Source organism: Streptomyces rapamycinicus NRRL 5491 (genome assembly GCF_024298965.1).
Lineage (GTDB): Bacteria > Actinomycetota > Actinomycetes > Streptomycetales > Streptomycetaceae > Streptomyces > Streptomyces rapamycinicus.
In genome coordinates, this window is sequence record NZ_CP085193.1 from 11624593 (window position 1) to 11640737 (window position 16145).

General features: G+C 70.8%; 15 protein-coding genes. 8 read left to right on the plus strand and 7 right to left on the minus strand.

The window, feature by feature from the left end; all coding sequences use genetic code 11:
• The first annotated feature begins 143 nt into the window (after positions 1-143).
• Positions 144-488 carry a hypothetical protein gene (locus LIV37_RS47655; RefSeq protein WP_020874260.1) on the plus strand — a complete coding sequence of 115 codons (345 nt, stop codon included), beginning with the start codon at positions 144-146 and terminating at the stop codon, positions 486-488.
• Positions 485-2083 carry a sodium/solute symporter gene (locus tag LIV37_RS47660; protein ID WP_020874261.1) on the plus strand — a complete coding sequence of 533 codons (1599 nt, stop codon included), beginning with the start codon at positions 485-487 and terminating at the stop codon, positions 2081-2083. Before LIV37_RS47655 ends, LIV37_RS47660 begins: the two co-directional genes overlap by 4 nt.
• A 23-nt stretch (positions 2084-2106) precedes the next feature.
• Here LIV37_RS47660 and LIV37_RS47665 read toward each other — a convergent pair whose 3' ends face one another.
• Positions 2107-2688, minus strand: coding sequence for a CGNR zinc finger domain-containing protein (locus tag LIV37_RS47665; RefSeq protein ID WP_020874262.1), 582 nt, complete (start codon positions 2686-2688; stop codon positions 2107-2109).
• Positions 2689-2744: 56 nt separating this feature from the next.
• Between LIV37_RS47665 and LIV37_RS47670 the strand changes: the two genes are divergently transcribed.
• The 3 genes from LIV37_RS47670 to LIV37_RS47680 are packed head-to-tail and all read left to right on the plus strand — an operon-like array spanning position 2745 to position 6368.
• Complete coding sequence (locus tag LIV37_RS47670) at positions 2745-3956, plus strand: MFS transporter (protein ID WP_243146523.1); 1212 nt, start codon at positions 2745-2747, stop codon at positions 3954-3956.
• Positions 3957-3984: 28 nt separating this feature from the next.
• Positions 3985-4788 carry a PTS sugar transporter subunit IIAB gene (locus LIV37_RS47675; RefSeq protein WP_020874264.1) on the plus strand — a complete coding sequence of 268 codons (804 nt, stop codon included), beginning with the start codon at positions 3985-3987 and terminating at the stop codon, positions 4786-4788.
• Positions 4789-4811: 23 nt separating this feature from the next.
• Positions 4812-6368, plus strand: coding sequence for a PTS ascorbate transporter subunit IIC (locus tag LIV37_RS47680; RefSeq protein ID WP_020874265.1), 1557 nt, complete (start codon positions 4812-4814; stop codon positions 6366-6368).
• 50 nt (positions 6369-6418) lie between these two features.
• Here the strand turns inward: LIV37_RS47680 and LIV37_RS47685 are convergent, their stop codons facing one another.
• Positions 6419-8668 carry an ATP-binding cassette domain-containing protein gene (locus LIV37_RS47685; RefSeq protein ID WP_020874266.1) on the minus strand — a complete coding sequence of 750 codons (2250 nt, stop codon included), beginning with the start codon at positions 8666-8668 and terminating at the stop codon, positions 6419-6421.
• Positions 8669-8803: 135 nt separating this feature from the next.
• Here LIV37_RS47685 and LIV37_RS47690 point away from each other — a divergent pair, with 135 nt between their 5' ends.
• Positions 8804-9538 (plus strand): MerR family transcriptional regulator, encoded by a 735-nt coding sequence (locus tag LIV37_RS47690; RefSeq protein WP_020874267.1) that lies wholly within the window; start codon positions 8804-8806, stop codon positions 9536-9538.
• A gap of 60 nt (positions 9539-9598) precedes the next feature.
• Positions 9599-10081, plus strand: a complete 483-nt coding sequence (locus LIV37_RS47695) for a VOC family protein (protein ID WP_020874268.1) — start codon at positions 9599-9601, stop codon at positions 10079-10081.
• A gap of 160 nt (positions 10082-10241) precedes the next feature.
• Here LIV37_RS47695 and LIV37_RS47700 read toward each other — a convergent pair whose 3' ends face one another.
• On the minus strand, positions 10242-11192 hold the full coding sequence (locus LIV37_RS47700; RefSeq protein WP_121826520.1) for a serine/threonine dehydratase: 951 nt from the start codon (positions 11190-11192) through the stop codon (positions 10242-10244).
• 35 nt (positions 11193-11227) lie between these two features.
• Between LIV37_RS47700 and LIV37_RS47705 the strand changes: the two genes are divergently transcribed.
• On the plus strand, positions 11228-11878 hold the full coding sequence (locus LIV37_RS47705; RefSeq protein ID WP_020874270.1) for a TetR/AcrR family transcriptional regulator: 651 nt from the start codon (positions 11228-11230) through the stop codon (positions 11876-11878).
• A 58-nt stretch (positions 11879-11936) separates the two neighbouring features.
• Here LIV37_RS47705 and htpG read toward each other — a convergent pair whose 3' ends face one another.
• The 4 genes from htpG to LIV37_RS47725 form a co-directional block, all read right to left on the minus strand.
• On the minus strand, positions 11937-13883 hold the full coding sequence (gene htpG / locus LIV37_RS47710) for a molecular chaperone HtpG (protein ID WP_121826519.1): 1947 nt from the start codon (positions 13881-13883) through the stop codon (positions 11937-11939).
• Between the two features lie 158 nt (positions 13884-14041).
• The gene (locus LIV37_RS47715) at positions 14042-14197 is read right to left on the minus strand and encodes a hypothetical protein (RefSeq protein WP_020874272.1); all 156 of its coding nucleotides are present in this window, start codon (positions 14195-14197) and stop codon (positions 14042-14044) included.
• 144 nt (positions 14198-14341) lie between these two features.
• The gene (locus LIV37_RS47720; protein ID WP_020874273.1) at positions 14342-14788 is read right to left on the minus strand and encodes a nitroreductase family deazaflavin-dependent oxidoreductase; all 447 of its coding nucleotides are present in this window, start codon (positions 14786-14788) and stop codon (positions 14342-14344) included.
• A 562-nt stretch (positions 14789-15350) separates the two neighbouring features.
• Complete coding sequence (locus LIV37_RS47725) at positions 15351-16016, minus strand: hypothetical protein (RefSeq protein ID WP_020874274.1); 666 nt, start codon at positions 16014-16016, stop codon at positions 15351-15353.
• Between the last annotated feature and the right edge of the window lie 129 nt (positions 16017-16145).

Below are 16145 nucleotides of genomic sequence, written 5' to 3' on the forward strand. Positions count from 1 at the left end.
GTGGGCGTGCACAACGGCCCCGCGCCGATCATGTGCGCCCGTCACACGGTCCGCCGGTTGGGCTGTACGCGACCCTTCTGACCTGCTGTCGTGGCGTTTCCGTCCCGGCGACCCGGGACGGGACCCGCACAAGGAGCCGCGACATGTCCGACCCCGACCGCCCCTGGGGTCCGTTCCCGTCCACCCCGTCCCGCACCGCGCCCCGCACCGCCACGTTCCCGTCCCGCCCCGCGGCCCCGCCTCCGCCGACACGGCGCTCACCGTGGCAGCGGCCGTGGCCCTGGTCGGCGCGGGCGGCCTGTACCGCGCTCACCTGCCATGTGGCCGCCGTGGTGGTCAACTGCGCCGCCGAGGGCGTCGTCAACCTCGGCGCGGGCGGCGGGTTCACCGTGGGCGCCATGCTGATCGGCCTGGACACGGCGGTGCTGCTCACCGTCCTGGCCCGGGCCCACCGCCGGGCCGGTGCCACGGGGGAGGGGGAGCGGTGAGCTTCCTGGACCCCAGAACGCTCGCGTTCGTGCTCTTCGCGGGCTTCATGGCCGTCTCGTTCCTGCTGTGCATCCTCGCGGCCACCGGCAACGACGACCCCACCGAGTTCTACCTGGGCACCGGGGCGCTCAGCCCGATGCAGAACGGCCTGGCCATCGCGGGCGACTACATCTCCGCCGCCACCGTGCTCAGCACCACCGGCACCATCGCCCTGGCCGGATTCGACGGGGTGCTCATCGCCACCTCCACCGTGCTCTCCATCCTGATGTTCATGCTGGTCCTCTCCGGACCGCTGTGCGGACGGGGGCGGTTCACCCTCGGCGACGTCCTCTCCGAGCGGCTGAGCGAGCGCCCGGCCCGGATCGGCACCGCCGTCGTGGTGCTGGTGGTCGTCATGCCGCTGCTGCTGGTCCAGCTCAACGGCGCGGGCGCCATGCTGGCCCTGCTGCTCGGCATCCCGGGAAGCGGCGCGGTCACCGGGTGCACCGTCTTCATCGGCTCGCTCATGGTCTGCTACGCCGCCCTCGGCGGGATGAAGGGCACCGGATTCGTCCAGATCCTCAAGACGGTGCTGCTGCTCGCCGCGTTCGTCCTGCTCGCCTGTCTGGTGCTGAAGCGCTTCTCCTGGAACCCGGCCACCCTCTTCGACGCCGCGGCCGGCGCCAGCGGCTACGGCGACGGCTTCTGGCAGTCCGGCCGCCAGTACGGAGACTCCCTCAGCGGCCGCCTGGACGTCATCAGCGTTCAGCTCACCCTCGCCCTCGGCGCGGCCTGCATGCCCCACCTCACCATGCGGCTCCACCCGATCCGCGGCATGCGGGCCGCCCGCGCCGCCACCACCTGGGCGGTGGGCGCGGTCACCACCATCCTCGGGCTGATCGTGATCGTGGGCGCCGGAGCCACCGCCGTCGTCGGCGCCCGCGCCCTGCGCGCCTCCGACCCCACCGGCAGCGACTCGTTGCTGCTGCTGACCCTCGCCCTGGACCCGGCGGCGCGGGAGGCCGATCAGAGTCTGCTCTTCTCCGTCGTGGCCTGCGCGGTCGTCGCCACCACCCTCGCGGCGGTCGCCGGACTCACCCTGGCCGCCGCGGCCTCCCTCGCCCATGACGTGCTGGCCAAGGTCGTCTTCAAGGGCGGGCTGTCCGCGAACCGGGAGCTGGCCGCCGCCCGTACGGCCATCGTGGTCGTCGGCGTCGCGGCCGTCGTCCTCGCCATCCTCACCCAGCACTGGAACCGGCAGGTCCTGATCTCCTTCACCTTCGCGGCCGCCGCCTCGGCCCTGCTGCCGGTCGTGCTCTACGGCACCCTGTGGCGCGGCTTCACGGTGAACGGACTGCGCTGGGCGCTGTACGGGGGGCTCCTGCTCACCGCCGTGGCCATCGCCTTCTCCCCGGCGATCTCCGGCAATCCGCTCGCGGTCTTCCCCGAGCGCGACTTCCACTGGTTCCCGCTCCGCAATCCGGGCCTGATCACCATTCCGGCCGGGTTTCTGCTCGGCTGGCTCGGCTCGCGGTTCGGCGGCCGCGGACGGCGGGCCCGGGATGTGCTGGACCCGGCGCGGGGGGACACGCCCTACGCGATGCACACCGGCTGACGTGAGGAACCCCTGTGGAACCCTTACGGAGTCCGGGGTGCGGCCCTCGCCCTGGCGCGCCGGTGGGCGGCCACCCGCTCACGGGTCGCACACCGGCGTGAGCAGTAGCGGCGCTCCGGTCCGCTGCCCACGGTGAGGAAGACATCGCCGCAGCCGGGGGAGGAGCACAGACCGCCGGGCGGGCGCTGCCCCTCCCAGAGCAGCACGGTCAGCGCCATGCACGACGAGGCGAGGAACCACTCGCCCCAGGGCGCCTCGTCATCGCTGTCCAGGTGCGGATGCCACGGCGAGCGGCCGTCGTGCGAGCTGAGCCGGAGCGGGCCAGTGCCCTCCCGCAGCAGCCGGTTCAGCACCCCGGCGGCCTCGTCGACATGGTCGGCGGCGAACACCTCGCGCAGCCGCAGCGCGGCGGCGCGCATCCCCGCGACATCGTCGGCGGTGAGCTCGAGCGGTCCGGACTCACCGTGGTCGAGCAGAAGCCCGGCGATCGCGGTGGGGTCCGGGCCCGGCTCCGCGGTCAGGGCGTTGACGAGGGCGGCGGTGCGCCGGGCGGTGCCCCGCACCGAGTGCCGGGTGGACCAGTCGTCGTTCGAAGGCGGTGACACGAGCCCAATGTAACGCACCTGGCGAGATTTTGCGTTAGCACCGTAACGTCCTGCGCATGCCGAAGCGTTACGCGATGGGGTGCTATCTGGGCGGGGCGGCCGCCGCCCGTGCGGGGGACGAGATGTCCGGTCCCGCGCTGCTGCTGGCCGGGCCGGTGCTGACCGGCTCGCCCTCCTCGGGCCCGGCGCTGCTGGCGGGCACCATGGCCGCGGCCGCGGTCGGCGGACCGCTTTTCGGGGTGCTGCTCGACCGCTCGGCCCGGCCGGGCCGGCTGCTGGCCGCGGCGCTCGCCCTCTACGCGGCGGGGCTGGCCGCGATCCTCCTGGGCCTGGGGCGGCTGCCGTTCGCCCTCACGGTTCTCCTCGCGGTGGGCGCGGGGCTGCTGGGACCGGCCCTGTCCGGCGGATGGACCTCCCAGCTGCCCCGGGTGGTACCGGCACTGGTTCTCCCTCGCGCCACCGCGCTGGACGCGATGACGTTCAGCCTCGCCGCGCTGGTGGGGCCCGCACTCGCCGGGGCCGTGGCGGGCGCGGCCGGGGCGCCGGCCGCCGTGGCCGTGTCCATCGCGCTGATCGGCCTCGCGCTGCCCGCCGCCTGGGCGCTCCCCGCGCCCGCGCGATCCGGCCCGTCTGCCCCACCGCCGGGCACGCCGGTCGTCACCGATCTCACCGCCGGGCTGCGGGTCATCGTCCGCAACCGGCCCCTGGCCCGGGCCACCGCCACCTCCGTCGTCTCCTGCGTGGGCCAGGGCGCGCTGCTCACCTGCTGGCCGCCGCTCGGCGCGGCCGTGCTCGGCGGCGCCGACCGCGGCGCCCTGCTGCTGTCCGCCACCGCCGCGTCGGCCCTCGTGGCCAACGCGGTCCTCTCCCGCCGCCCCCACCCGCCGCGCCCGGACACCGTGCTCCTCGGTGGGGCACTGCTGCTCGTCCTCGCACCCCTGCTCGCGGCCACCGGCCACCCGGCCGCGCTGATCGCCGCCGTGCTGCTCACCGGCGCCGCCGAGGGGCCTCAGCTCACGGCCCTGTTCGCGATCCGCCACCGGGAGGCGCCCGAGCGGCTGCGCGGCCAGGTCTTCACCACCGGCGCCAGCCTGAAGATCACCGGCTTCGCCCTCGGCGCGGCCCTGGCCGGTCCGCTCGCCACCTGGTCGCTGCCCGGCGCCCTGGTGGCGGCCGGGGGGTGCGAGGCGCTCGCGGTCCTCGTCTTCGTATGCTTGCCGGACACTGCGGAGGCTGTCGCTCCGCTTCCGCCCCCGGGGGCTGTGTGACAGAGCCATGTCATGCATGATGACCTGCATGGAAGACCTGAAATACCTGCTCCCCGTCGAGGCCGTCCGGCTCGACGTACGGGCGGCCGACTGGCGTGCGGCGATAGGCGCCGCCGGCCGTCTGATGGTGGAAACGGGAGCCACCACCGACGACTACACCCGCGAGATGGTCGCCAACGTCGAGGAGAACGGGCCGTACATCGTCATCGCGCCGGGTGTGGCCTTCGCCCACTCCCGGCCGTCCCCGGCGGTGCTGTCCACCGGGATGTCCTGGGTCCGGCTCGCCGAGCCCGTGGAATTCGGGCATGAGTCCAATGACCCCGTCACCCTCGTCGTCGCCCTGGCCGCCCAGGACTCCGCCGCGCACACCTCCGCGATGGCGAGCCTGGCGCGGCTCCTGGGCGACCCCGGCACGGCGGCCGCCCTGGCGGCCGCGCCCACCCCGGAGGCGCTGCACGCCGTACTGGCCGGGGAGCGGCCGGAGGACGGCCCCGAGAATCCCGCACCCGCCACCACCTCCGCCCCCACCGAGCCCCGGGCGGGCTCACTGCACAAGATCCTCACCGTCTGCGGCAACGGCGTCGGCACCAGCCTGTTCCTCAAGAACACCCTGGAGCAGGTGCTCGACCGCTGGGGCTGGTCGAGGTTCGTCACCGTGGAGGCCACCGACACCATCTCCGCGAAGGGCAAGGCGTCCGAGGCCGTGGCCCTGCTCACCTCCCGTGAGATCGCCAGGACCCTGGGCGATGTGGGACGGCCGGTCAAGGTCATCCAGGACTTCACCAGCACCGCCGAGGTGGACGCGGTGCTCCGGGACACGTACGACGTCTGAACGACGGGGACTGAGGAAACACCATGGGCTGGTTTGTCACCCTTGCCACGTTTCTCGTCAATGAGATTCTGAGCGAGCCCGCGTACCTGATCGGCATCATCACCGCCGTCGGACTCATCGCGATGAAGAGGAGCACCGGGCAGATCATCGGCGGCGCCATCAAGGCGACCCTCGGCTTTCTGCTGATCGGCGCGGGAGCGGGGCTGGTCACCGACTCCCTCGCCCCGCTGGGCACCATGATCCAGGGCGTCACCGGCGCCCATGGCGTCATCCCCACCAACGAGGCCATCGTCGGCATCGCCCAGGACCAGTTCGGCTCCCGGGTCGCCTGGCTGATGATCCTGGGCTTCGTGGTCAGCCTGCTGCTGGCCCGGTTCACCCCGCTCCGCTATGTCTTCCTGACCGGGCACCACATGCTCTTCATGGCCACGCTGCTGACCGTGGTCCTGGCCAACGGCGGCCGCTCGACCATCGCCGTGGTGGCCGTCGGCGGTGTGCTGCTGGGCATCATGCTGGTCGCGATGCCCGCGTTCGCGCACCCCTGGACCAAGCGCGTGACCGGCAGCGACACCGTCGCCATCGGCCACTTCGGCACGGCCGGTTACATCGTGGCGGGCGCTGCCGGAAAGGTGGTCGGCAAGCGCAGCCGCTCCACCGAGGAGATGAAGCTGCCCGAGGGGCTGCGCTTCCTGCGCGACTCGATGGTGGCCACCGCCCTGTCGATGCTGCTGATCTACCTGGTGATGGCGGTCCTCCTGCTCGTCAAGGAGGGACAGAAGGCCGCCTTCAAGGCGTTCGCCACGGGCACCGGCGGTGCCGTGGCCACCGACACCGGCAACTATCTGATGCGGTCCGTGATGCAGGGGCTGCAGTTCGGCATCGCGGTCGCGGTGATCCTCTTCGGCGTCCGTACGATCCTCGGTGAGCTCGTTCCCGCCTTCCAGGGGATCGCGCAGAAGGTCGTCCCCGGCGCCCTGCCCGCGCTGGACGCGCCCATCGTCTTCCCGTACGCGCAGAACGCGGTGCTGATCGGCTTCATCTCCAGCTTCACCGGCGGGCTGATCGGGCTGGCCCTGCTCACCTGGGTCTTCAATCCGGCCTTCGGCCTCGCCCTGGTGCTGCCCGGTCTGGTGCCGCACTTCTTCACCGGTGGCGCGGCCGGGGTCTACGGCAACGCGACCGGCGGCCGGCGCGGCGCGGTCGTGGGGGCGTTCCTCAACGGGCTGCTCATCACCTTCCTCCCCGCCCTGCTGCTCAAGGTGCTCGGCGCGTTCGGCGACCAGAACACCACCTTCGGCGACGCCGACTTCGGCTGGTTCGGCGCGCTCATCGGCAACGCGGGCAAGGCCGGTGGCGCCGCCGGGCTCGTGGTCATCGTGCTGCTCGGCCTCGCGGTACTCGGGGCCGCGATCCTGGTCCAGAAGCGGGTGGTCGACACCGGCTGGGACCCGGGCGCGGCGCGTGACGCCCTGATGCCGCGCGAGAGCGCCGTGGCGCCCGCCGAGACGGGCACCGCCACGGCCGCCTACGCCAAGATCCCGCCGCCCGCGGGCGCTCCCGCACCTCCACCCGCGCCCTGACCGGCCGTGCCGCCCTGGTGGTCCCGACGACGGGACCACCAGGGCGGGGCTCACGCCCGCTTGACGTAGTCGCGCAGGTGGACGGCGGTGAGGGAGCCGCCGGTGTCCACGAGGTCGGCGGGGGTCCCGGTGAACACCACCTGACCGCCGTCGTGGCCCGCCCCCGGACCCATGTCGACGATCCAGTCCGCATGGGCCATCACGGCCTGGTGGTGCTCGATGACGACGACCGTGTTGCCCGTGTCGACAAGCCGGTCGAGCAGGGCGAGCAGCTGGTCCACATCGGCGAGGTGCAGCCCGGTGGTCGGCTCGTCCAGGACGTATGTCGAGCCGCTCCGCGCCATGTGGATGGCCAGCTTCAGCCGCTGGCGCTCACCCCCGGAGAGCGTGGTGAGCGGCTGGCCCAGCGCCAGATAGCCCAGCCCCACCGCGGCCAGCCGGTCCAGGATCACCCGGGCCTGGCCGGTGGTGAAGAACTCCAGCGCCTCGGCCACCGACATGCCCAGGACATCGCCGATGTTCTGCCCGCGCAGCCGGTACGTCAGCACCTCGGGCCGGAACCGCCTACCCTCGCAGTCCTCGCACACCGAGGCCACTTCGGCCATCATGGCGAGGTCGGTGTAGATCAGCCCGATGCCCTTGCACCTCGGGCAGGCGCCCTCCGAATTGGCGCTGAACAGCCCCGGTTTGACGCGGTTGGCCTTGGCGAACGCCGTCCGGATCGGATCCAGGAGCCCCGTATAGGTGGCCGGGTTGCTGCGGCGGGAGCCACGGATCGCCGACTGGTCCGCGACGATCACCTCCTCCCGCTCGGACAGCGACCCATGGATCAGGGAGCTCTTGCCCGATCCGGCGACACCGGTGACGACGGTGAGCACACCGAGCGGGATGTCCACGCTCACGTCCCGCAGATTGTGCAACCGGGCGCCCCGGACCGGCAGTTGCCCGGTGGGCCGCCGCACCTTCTCCCGCAGCCGCACCCGGTGGTCCAGATAGCGCCCGGTCAGGGTGTCGGAGGCGCGCAGGCCCGCCAGGTCGCCCTGGTAGCAGATCCGCCCGCCCGCCACCCCGGCGCCGGGCCCCAGGTCCACCACATGGTCGGCGATCCGGATGGTCTCCGGTTTGTGCTCCACGACCAGCACCGTGTTGCCCTTGTCCCGCAGCTGGAGCAGCAGCCGGTTCATGCGCTCGATGTCATGTGGGTGCAAACCCACCGTGGGCTCGTCGAAGACATAGGTGACATCGGTCAGGCTGGAGCCCAGATGCCGGACCATCCGCACCCGCTGGGCCTCGCCGCCGGACAGGGTGCCGGACTCCCGGTCCAGGCTCAGATACCCCAGGCCGATCTCGACCAGTGAGTCGAGGAGTGCGCGCAGGCTCTCCAGCACCGGCCCGACGGAATCGTCCCGGATCCCGCGTACGAACTCCGCCAGATCGCTGATCTGCAGGGCCGAGCAGTCCGCGATGGAGCGGCCGTCGATCCGGCAGGACCGGACGGCCGCGCACAGCCGGGCGCCCTCACACTCGGGGCACTCGGCCAGGGTCATGGCCCGGTCGGCGAACGCGCGCATGCGCGGCTGCATCGTCTCCCGGTCCTTCGCCAGGTACTGCCGGCGGACCTTGGTCACCAGCCCCTCGTAGGTGAGGTTGTTCTTCCCCGCCTTGATCTTGGTGGCCGGTTTGTGGAGGAAGTCCTCCCACTGGGCCGGGGTGTAGTCCCGGAGCCTGGTATCGGGGTCGAAAAGGCCGGAGGCCGCCATAACCTGCCAGTGCCAGCTGTCCACCTCGAATCCGGGGACGGTGATCGCCCCCTCCTTCAACGACTTCTCCCTGTCGATGAGTTGGCCTATGTCGATGTCGGTGACCCGGCCGAGCCCCTCGCACCGCGGACACATGCCCTCGGCGGTGTTGAAGCTGAAGGCGAGGGGAGGGCCGACGTACGGGCCGCCGATCCGGCTGAACAGGATCCGCAGCAGGGTGTGGGCATCGGTGGCGGTGCCCACGGTGGAACGGGAGTTGGCGCCCATCGGCTCCTGGTCCACGATGATCGCCGCGCTCAGATTCCGCAGCGAGTCGACGTCCGGACGGCCGAGCGTCGGCATGAAGTTCTGGACGAACGCCGTATAGGTCTCATTGATCAGCCGCCTCGACTCCGCGGCGATGGTGTCGAAGACGAGCGAGGACTTACCGGACCCGGAGACACCGGTGAAGACCGTGAGCCGCTGCTTGGGAATGTTCACACTCACGCCCTGGAGATTGTTTTCCCTGGCGCCACGGACCTTGATTTCGCTGACATCCATGCCTTCAAGTGTTTCATTGAAGTGCACGTTGAGACTTTTCCCGGCTTTCCGCCCAACCCCCGCCGGACACACCGCGAGGGAGCCGACGCTAACCTTCAACTCGCCCGTGAACCCTCGACCCGAAGGTGACGAACCGTGAGCCGTACGGACGCCGCGCTGCGCCCCGTCGATCTGGCCCGGATGGCGGGTGTCTCCACCCAGCAGATCCGCAACTACGTCGACGCGGGCATACTGCCCCCGGCCACCCGCACCCGCACCGGATACCGCAGACTCGACGACCGGCACCGCAGAGCCCTGGTGACCTACCGGGCCCTGATGCCGGGGTACGGCGCGGAGACCGCCCGCGCGGTCATGCGGGCCGTCCACGACGAGGACGTCGCCCTGGCGCTCACCCTGGTCAACGCCGGCCATGCGGCGCTCCATGACCAGCGGCTCTCCCTCGAGGCGGCGGGGAAGGCGCTCGAAGCGGTCGCCGAGCAGACCCCGGACGCGTCGGCGCCGTCACGCTCCGGGCCGCTGCGCATCGGCGAGGTGGCCGCCCGTCTGGGGTTGCGCACCTCGGCCCTGCGGGTGTGGGAGTCCGCCGGTCTGCTGCGCCCGCGGCGCGACCGGAGCACCGGCTACCGCGTCTACGGGCCGTCCGACGTCCGGGACGCCCGGATGATCGACCTGCTGCGGCAGGTCCGCTATCCGCTGCCCCAGATCCGGCCCGTCCTCGACGGCCTGCGCCGCACCGGGAGCAGCGAGGCCCTGCGTACGGTCATCGCCCGACGTCAGGAGGGGCTCGCCCAGCGCGCCACGGCGATGCTCGAGGGCTCCTGCCGGCTGCATCACTACCTCACCGAAAACGCGTCGGCCGAGGACCGATGAGTCCCCGGCGGGGGAGCGGTCTGTAGGGGTAGTAAACGCTCCCCAACGCAGGAGGTACCGATGGCCAGCGACGGATTCACCACGTGCCTGTGGTTCGACGGCCGGGCCGAAGAGGCGGCGCAGCACTACATCTCGATCTTCAAGAACTCCAGGCTCGGACGGATCACCCACTACACCGGGGTCGAGCCCGGCGGCCCGGCGGGGAGCGTGCTGACCGTCGAGTTCGAGGCCAACGGACACAGGTTCGTGGGGCTCAACGGCGGGCCGGAGTTCACCTTCAGCGAGGCCATCTCCTTCCAGGTCCACTGCGCGGACCAGGACGAGGTGGACTACTACTGGAGCAAGCTCTCCGAGGGTGGCGAGGAGGGTCCCTGCGGCTGGGTGAAGGACAAGTTCGGGGTGTCCTGGCAGATCGTCCCCAACGCCCTGCTCGGCATGATCGCCGACGCGGACCCGCAGAAGGCCAAGCGGGCCACCGAGGCGATGATGAAGATGGGCAAGCTCGACATCGCCACGCTCCAGGCGGCGTACGACGGCGCGTAGCGCGTCCGTGGCGGCGGGTGAGGCTTTCCCCTCCCCGCCCCTTCCCTCAACTGGGGCTCCGCCCCAGACCCCGGGGGGGGGCCAGGGGCGAAGCCCCTGGTACGGGAAGGGGCGGGGAGGGGAAAGCCCGCCGCAGGCGTCAAGATCCGTCGGACATCGCTCAGCGGCCGTGGGTGAGGTCCGCGGGGTCGGTGTTGGCGCCGCAGAGGAGCACGGCGACCTTCTCCCCGGGCCGCGGCCGGTAGGCGCCGGAGGCCAGGGCCGACAGCGCCGTGGCCGCCGCGTGCTCGACCGCGATCCTGCGGTCGTCCCACAGCGCCTGGCGCGCGGAGACGATCGCTTCGTCGGACACCAGCACGGATCGCACCCCGTCCTTACGGGCCCACTCCAGGGCGGCCGAGGACACATGGCGGGCCCCGAGCGAGTCCGCAGCCACCGAGTCCACCGGGACGTCGACCACCGCACCGGCCTCCAGCGCGGCGTTCAGGGCCCGGCATCCGTACGGCTCCACGGCGACGACCCCCACCCCGCGCTCCAGGGCGGACACCGCGACCCCGGTGAACAGCCCGCCGCCCCCGACCGCCACCACTACGGTGTCCAGGTCGGGCCTGGCCTGGAGGATCTCCTCCATCACGGTGCCCGCCCCGGCGGCGATCAGCGGATGGTCGTACGCGTGCGACAGCAGGGCACCGGTCTCGGCGGCGTGCTTCTGGGCGGCGTCCCGCGCGTCGGCGTACTCGGTGCCGATCTGATGGACCTCGGCGCCGAGCTTGCGCAGCCGGTCCACCTTCACCGCGGGCGCGGTCTCCGGCACGAACACGGTGGCGGGCACGGAGTGCCGGGCGGCCGCCCAGGCGCACGCCAGCCCGGCGTTTCCGCCCGAGGCGATGACGGCACCCGCGTCCGGCAGGGTGCCCGCCTCCCGGTGGGCCCTGATGAAGTTGAAGGCGCCCCGTGCCTTGAAGGTGCCCGTGTACTGCAGGAACTCCAGGGCCAGCCATCCCTCGGCCGCACCCCACGCCCCCTGCTCCACCGGCGCGAGCGCCACGGGTCGGATATGTCCCGCGACCCGCTGGGCCGCGGCTGTTACGTCCTCAATGGAAACAGTCACTGAAACACTGTAACAACCACTGGTACGCTCGGGGCGTGCGAAACAATCGGGACCGAGCCGACCAGCCCACCCTGGAGGCCGTCGCCGAGGCGGCCCTGACCGTCGTCGACGACGAGGGGCCCGAGGCGCTGAGCTTCCGCAGGGTGGCGCAGCTGCTGGGGGTCTCCCACGCCACGGTCTTCCGCCGCTGCGGCGACTTCGACGGTCTGGTGAACGCGTGCGCGGACCGGCTGGCCGCACGGATGCCGCTGGTGGGTCAGGACCAGGACTGGGCCACCGCCACCGAGGCCCGCTTCGCCGCGTTCTACGAGGTGCTGATCGAGCATCCGGGGCTGGTGGCGCTGCGGTCGGGCCGCGCCTGGTGGGGGCCGCATCTGCTGAGCCGCCTCGTCGAGCCGCAGCTGGCGCACAACATCGCCGCCGGAATGACCCCCGAGGCGGCGATCCGCGTCTACCGGCGGCTGTACCTGCTCACCCTCGGCGCGGTCGCCTTTGTCGACCACCGCAACGCCAAGCAGGTCCGCACCGCCGCGCGCACCGCGCTCGCCGCGCTGGACCCCGAGGACTTCCCGGCCCTCACCGGAAACCTGGACGTCGTCCTGCCCGCACTGACCGACCACGAGGTCTACCACGGCGCGCTGCGGCAGCTGATCGACGCCTCCGCGGCGGCCTGTCTCGGACGGTGACCCACGCGAAGCGGGGCGGGTCCCGAGTGGGCCCGCCCCGCTTCACGCCGAGGCGTGGCTACAGCGTCTGCTGCACCCGCTCCGCCACCAGCTTGATGAAGCGGGACGGATCGCTCAGCTCACCGCCCTCGGCGAGCAGCGCCATGCTGTAGAGCAGCTCCGCCGTCTCCCCGAGACCGCTGTCGTCGTTGCGCTCGGCGTGGGCCTTGCGCAACCCGCTGACCAGCGGATGGGTCGGGTTCAGCTCCAGGATGCGCTTGATCTGGGGCAGGTTCTGGCCCATCGAGCGGTAGATGTTCTCCAGGGCCGGGGTGACATCGAAGGTGTCCCCGACGATGCAGGCCGGGGAGGTGGTCAGCCGCGAGGACAGCCGCACCTCCTTGACCTGCTCGCTCAGCGTCGAGGTCATCCAGGAGAGCAGCTCGGCGAAGTCCTTCTGCCGCTGCTCCCGCTCGGCCTCCGCCTCCTCGTCCTTCTCGTCCTGGGAATCCAGGTCGACCTGCCCCTTGGCGATGGAACGGAGCTGCTTGCCGTCGAACTCCGGCACGGCGTCGACCCACAGCTCGTCGATGGGGTCGGTGAGGAGGAGCACCTCGAAGCCCTTGTCCCGGAACGCCTCCATATGGGGGGAGCTCTCCATGATCGACCGGGACTCGCCGGTCATGTAGTAGATGTGCTCCTGCCCGTCCTTCATGCGCTCGGCATAACCGCGCAGCGTGGTCGGCTGCTCGGCGTCATGGGTCGAGGCGAACGAACACACCTCGAGGATCGCCTCGCGGTTCTCCAGATCGCTGAGGAGACCTTCCTTGAGAACGCGGCCGAATTCCTTCCAGAAGGTCCCGTAGCGCTCCGCGTCGGAGGACATGATGTCCTTCACCGTCGAGAGCACCTTCTTCACCAGACGGCGCCGCATCAGCTGAATCTGACGGTCCTGCTGAAGGGTTTCCCGCGAGACGTTCAGCGAGAGGTCCGCGGCGTCCACCACGCCCTTGACGAAGCGGAGGTATTCCGGCATCAGCGCTTCGCAGTCGTCCATGATGAAGACGCGCTTCACATAGAGCTGCACACCCCGCTTGCGGTCCTGCATATACAGGTCCTGCGGGGCCCGGGCCGGAATGAACAGCAGCGACTGGTATTCGAAGGTGCCCTCCGCCTGCATGCGGATGGTCTCGAGCGGATCGCTCCAGTCATGGCTGATGTGCTTGTAGAACTCGTGGTATTCCTCGTCGGTGACCTCGTCCTTGGGACGGGCCCACAGCGCCTTCATCGAGTTGACGGTCTCGAGTTCGGGCGCCTTCTCGTCGCCCTCCTCCGCCTGCTCCGCCTCGTCCGCCGCGGCCGGGGCCTGGGCGGGGGCCATCCTGATCGGCCAGGTGATGAAGTCCGAGTGCTGCTTGACGATTTCCCGGATCTTCCAGGGCGAGGCGTAGTCGTAGAGGTGGTCCTCGGTGTCCTCCGCCTTGAGCTTCAGCGTCACGGAGGTGCCCTGGGGGGCGCCGTCGAGCGGCTCGATCGTGTAGGTGCCCGCGCCGCTGGAGACCCAGCGGGTGCCCTGGCTCTCCCCGGCGTGACGGGTCTCCATGGTCACCTCGTCGGCCACCATGAAGCTGGAGTAGAAGCCCACTCCGAACTGCCCGATGAGATCCGCGGAAGCGGCCGCGTCCTTCGACTCCCGCAGCTCCTTGAGGAACTTTGCGGTGCCGGAGTTCGCGATGGTGCCGATGAGCTCCACGACCCCCTCATGCGACATGCCGATGCCATTGTCACGGACGGTCAGCGTGCGCGACTCCTGGTCGATCTCGATCGCGATATGGAGATCAGAGGTGTCCGCCTGGAGGTTTTCGTCGCGGAGCGATTCGAGGCGCAGTCTGTCCAGCGCGTCGGAAGCGTTGGAGATGAGCTCGCGCAGAAAGACGTCCTTGTTCGAGTAAATCGAATGGATCATCAACTGCAGAAGCTGTCGTGCCTCGACCTGAAACTCGAAAGTCTCGACCCCTGTAGTCAACTGTTTCCCCTCGTGAGATAAGTGTCGACGCCATCAAGCACGGTGCGTCGTCGGCAGCTTATCGAAGGTGAGGGGTGTCGAGCGGCCTTCCGGGCAGATGACGGACGGCCGCTCACGGAGCCGGGTGCGGTGGCCCCGGGCGGCGGGGCCGGACTGCGTCAGCCGCCGCCGCGCACCTTGCTCCAGTCCAGAGCCTCGGCGGCCTCGCGCTGGATTTCCTCGGCCGCCTCCCGGGCCTCCGCGGGGACGTCGCCGTGCTCCGCCACGAGGCTGTCGTAGATCGGCACGAAGTCTGATTTGTCTGTCGTGGTCATGTAGCGCACTTCCTTGGGTACGGATTCCGGGTCGGCTCCCGGCTACCCGATCTATCAAACAGGCATGCTTTGATGTCGATCACAGGGGGGCTCCCGGTGATCCACGGGCGCCCGGCGCGCCGGAACGCGCCGGGACCCACGGGGTCAGTGCGCGGTGGCCGCCGCCTCCAGTACGAAGACCGGGATCTGGCGGTCGGTCTTCGTCTGGTAGTCGGCGTAGTCCGGGTACGCCTCGACGGCGCGCTCCCACCACCGGGCCTTCTCCTCGCCGGTGACCTCGCGCGCGGTCATGTCCTGCCGCAGCGGGCCGTCCTGCAGCTCGACCCGCGGGTCGGCCACGACGTTGTAGTACCAGACCGGATGTTTGGGGGAGCCGCCCAGCGAGGCGACGACGGCATAGGCGCCGTTGTGCTCCACCCGCATCAGCGGGGTCTTGCGGATCTTCCCGCTCTTCGCTCCCAGCGTCGTCAGGACGACCACGGGCATGCCCCGCATGGTCGTGCCCTCGGTGCCACCGGAGCTCTCGATCAGCTCGACCTGATCGCGTACGAACTTCTCCGGGCTCGGCTCGTACTCACCCTGCAACGGCATGATGTCCGTCCCCTTGTCTCGTGTGCGAAGACTCGCCTTGCGTATCCCCGTGCCGATGGTCAACACGGGGAGTGCGCGAGATCATCCCGGCGGCTCCGGCCGTCGGGGCGGCGATGCGAGGGGAGGGGCGGTGACACGAGGGGATCGGTCGCGGGCTGGGGATTCGTCCGTCACGCCGCCAAGCGGCGCCGGCCGGGGGAGGGTGCGGGCGAGGACGAAGAGGGCGAAGGGGAGGGGGCGGAGGTGGGGGTTTCCTGGTCACCGTTCCGCTCCGCCGCGCGCTTCGACTCACCGGAGTGACGTCCGTGAGGGGGGAAGGTCAGGTCCGGTACGTCGACGACCGGCGGCAGATCGGGAGTGAGCATTGACTGCTCATTTCTGTTCATGGCGAGCGGGTACCCAAGTGCGCAGGACTCACCCTGCGATACCGGTCACAGTCGGACATGGCGGTCAGATCGACCGTTCGCGCCCGTGCGGGGCGGACCGCCGAACGGCCGGTGTGCACCCCCGCGGCACACCGGCCGCCGCACACCGGGGCCGCCCGGCGGCCGGTGTGGCCGGTTCAGCCCACGCGTTCGATGCGCGCGTTGCGGATCAGGAATTTGCCCGGCTCACGGACCTGCTCGAAGGCGGCGTTGTTGAGCAGCGCGCAGCTGCCCGAGGTCGAGGTGACGGAGACGGTTGTCGACTTGTCGTTGTCGAGATTGGTCACCTTGAGCTTGGTGCCGACCGGGAACTCATTGCTGGAGGCGGCCGGGGCCCCGTCCTCGCCGGACAGGGTGACGGTCGACCCCGCGCAGACGACCTCGCCCGCGGCGCCGGCGTCACCGGCTCCACCGGCGCCGGAGTCCGAGGCCCCCGCCGACGCGGAAGCCGATGCGGAGGCGCCGCCCTCGGCCGGAGCGGCCGCCTCGTCCTGGCCCGCGGCGTCATCGGCGGCGCATCCCGAGGCCTGCTGCTTCCGCTTGATCTCCTCGATGACGGCCTGCCGGTTGGCTATCCGCGCCTGCGACTGCGCATCCGGATTGGCCTGCTGATCGGCGATGAACTTCTCGTTGTTGGCCAGCGCCTGCTCCAGCCCGGCGCACGCCGTCGAGGACTGTGCCGCGCCCTCGGTGCTGGCGTTGCTGGTGGCGGCCAGCACCCCGGCGCCGGTGCCCGCCAGCGCCAGCGAACCGATCAGCAGGCCAAGCTTCTTCTTGCCGCTGAGTGTCCTTTTGCGTGTCATGTCGACTCCTTTTCGAGCTGTCCGCCATGCAATACGGGCGGATGCGGGAGTCGTCTCAGGGCCGGACGGAAATTTTTCGGGAAATGTGGTTGAGAATTGAACGGTGGCGGCTTCGGCGGGCCTCACCTT

Excerpts from the sequence above, each read along its gene's own strand:
- LIV37_RS47695 (WP_020874268.1), top strand. The coding sequence starts at position 9,599 with ATGGCCAGCGACGGATTCACCACGTGCCTGTGGTTCGACGGCCGGGCC.
- LIV37_RS47675 (WP_020874264.1), top strand. The coding sequence starts at position 3,985 with ATGGAAGACCTGAAATACCTGCTCCCCGTCGAGGCCGTCCGGCTCGAC.
- LIV37_RS47655 (WP_020874260.1), top strand. The coding sequence starts at position 144 with ATGTCCGACCCCGACCGCCCCTGGGGTCCGTTCCCGTCCACCCCGTCC.
- LIV37_RS47720 (WP_020874273.1), bottom strand. The coding sequence starts at position 14,788 with ATGCCGTTGCAGGGTGAGTACGAGCCGAGCCCGGAGAAGTTCGTACGC.
- LIV37_RS47685 (WP_020874266.1), bottom strand. The coding sequence starts at position 8,668 with ATGGATGTCAGCGAAATCAAGGTCCGTGGCGCCAGGGAAAACAATCTC.
- LIV37_RS47680 (WP_020874265.1), top strand. The coding sequence starts at position 4,812 with ATGGGCTGGTTTGTCACCCTTGCCACGTTTCTCGTCAATGAGATTCTG.
- LIV37_RS47670 (WP_243146523.1), top strand. The coding sequence starts at position 2,745 with ATGCCGAAGCGTTACGCGATGGGGTGCTATCTGGGCGGGGCGGCCGCC.
- LIV37_RS47725 (WP_020874274.1), bottom strand. The coding sequence starts at position 16,016 with ATGACACGCAAAAGGACACTCAGCGGCAAGAAGAAGCTTGGCCTGCTG.
- LIV37_RS47715 (WP_020874272.1), bottom strand. The coding sequence starts at position 14,197 with ATGACCACGACAGACAAATCAGACTTCGTGCCGATCTACGACAGCCTC.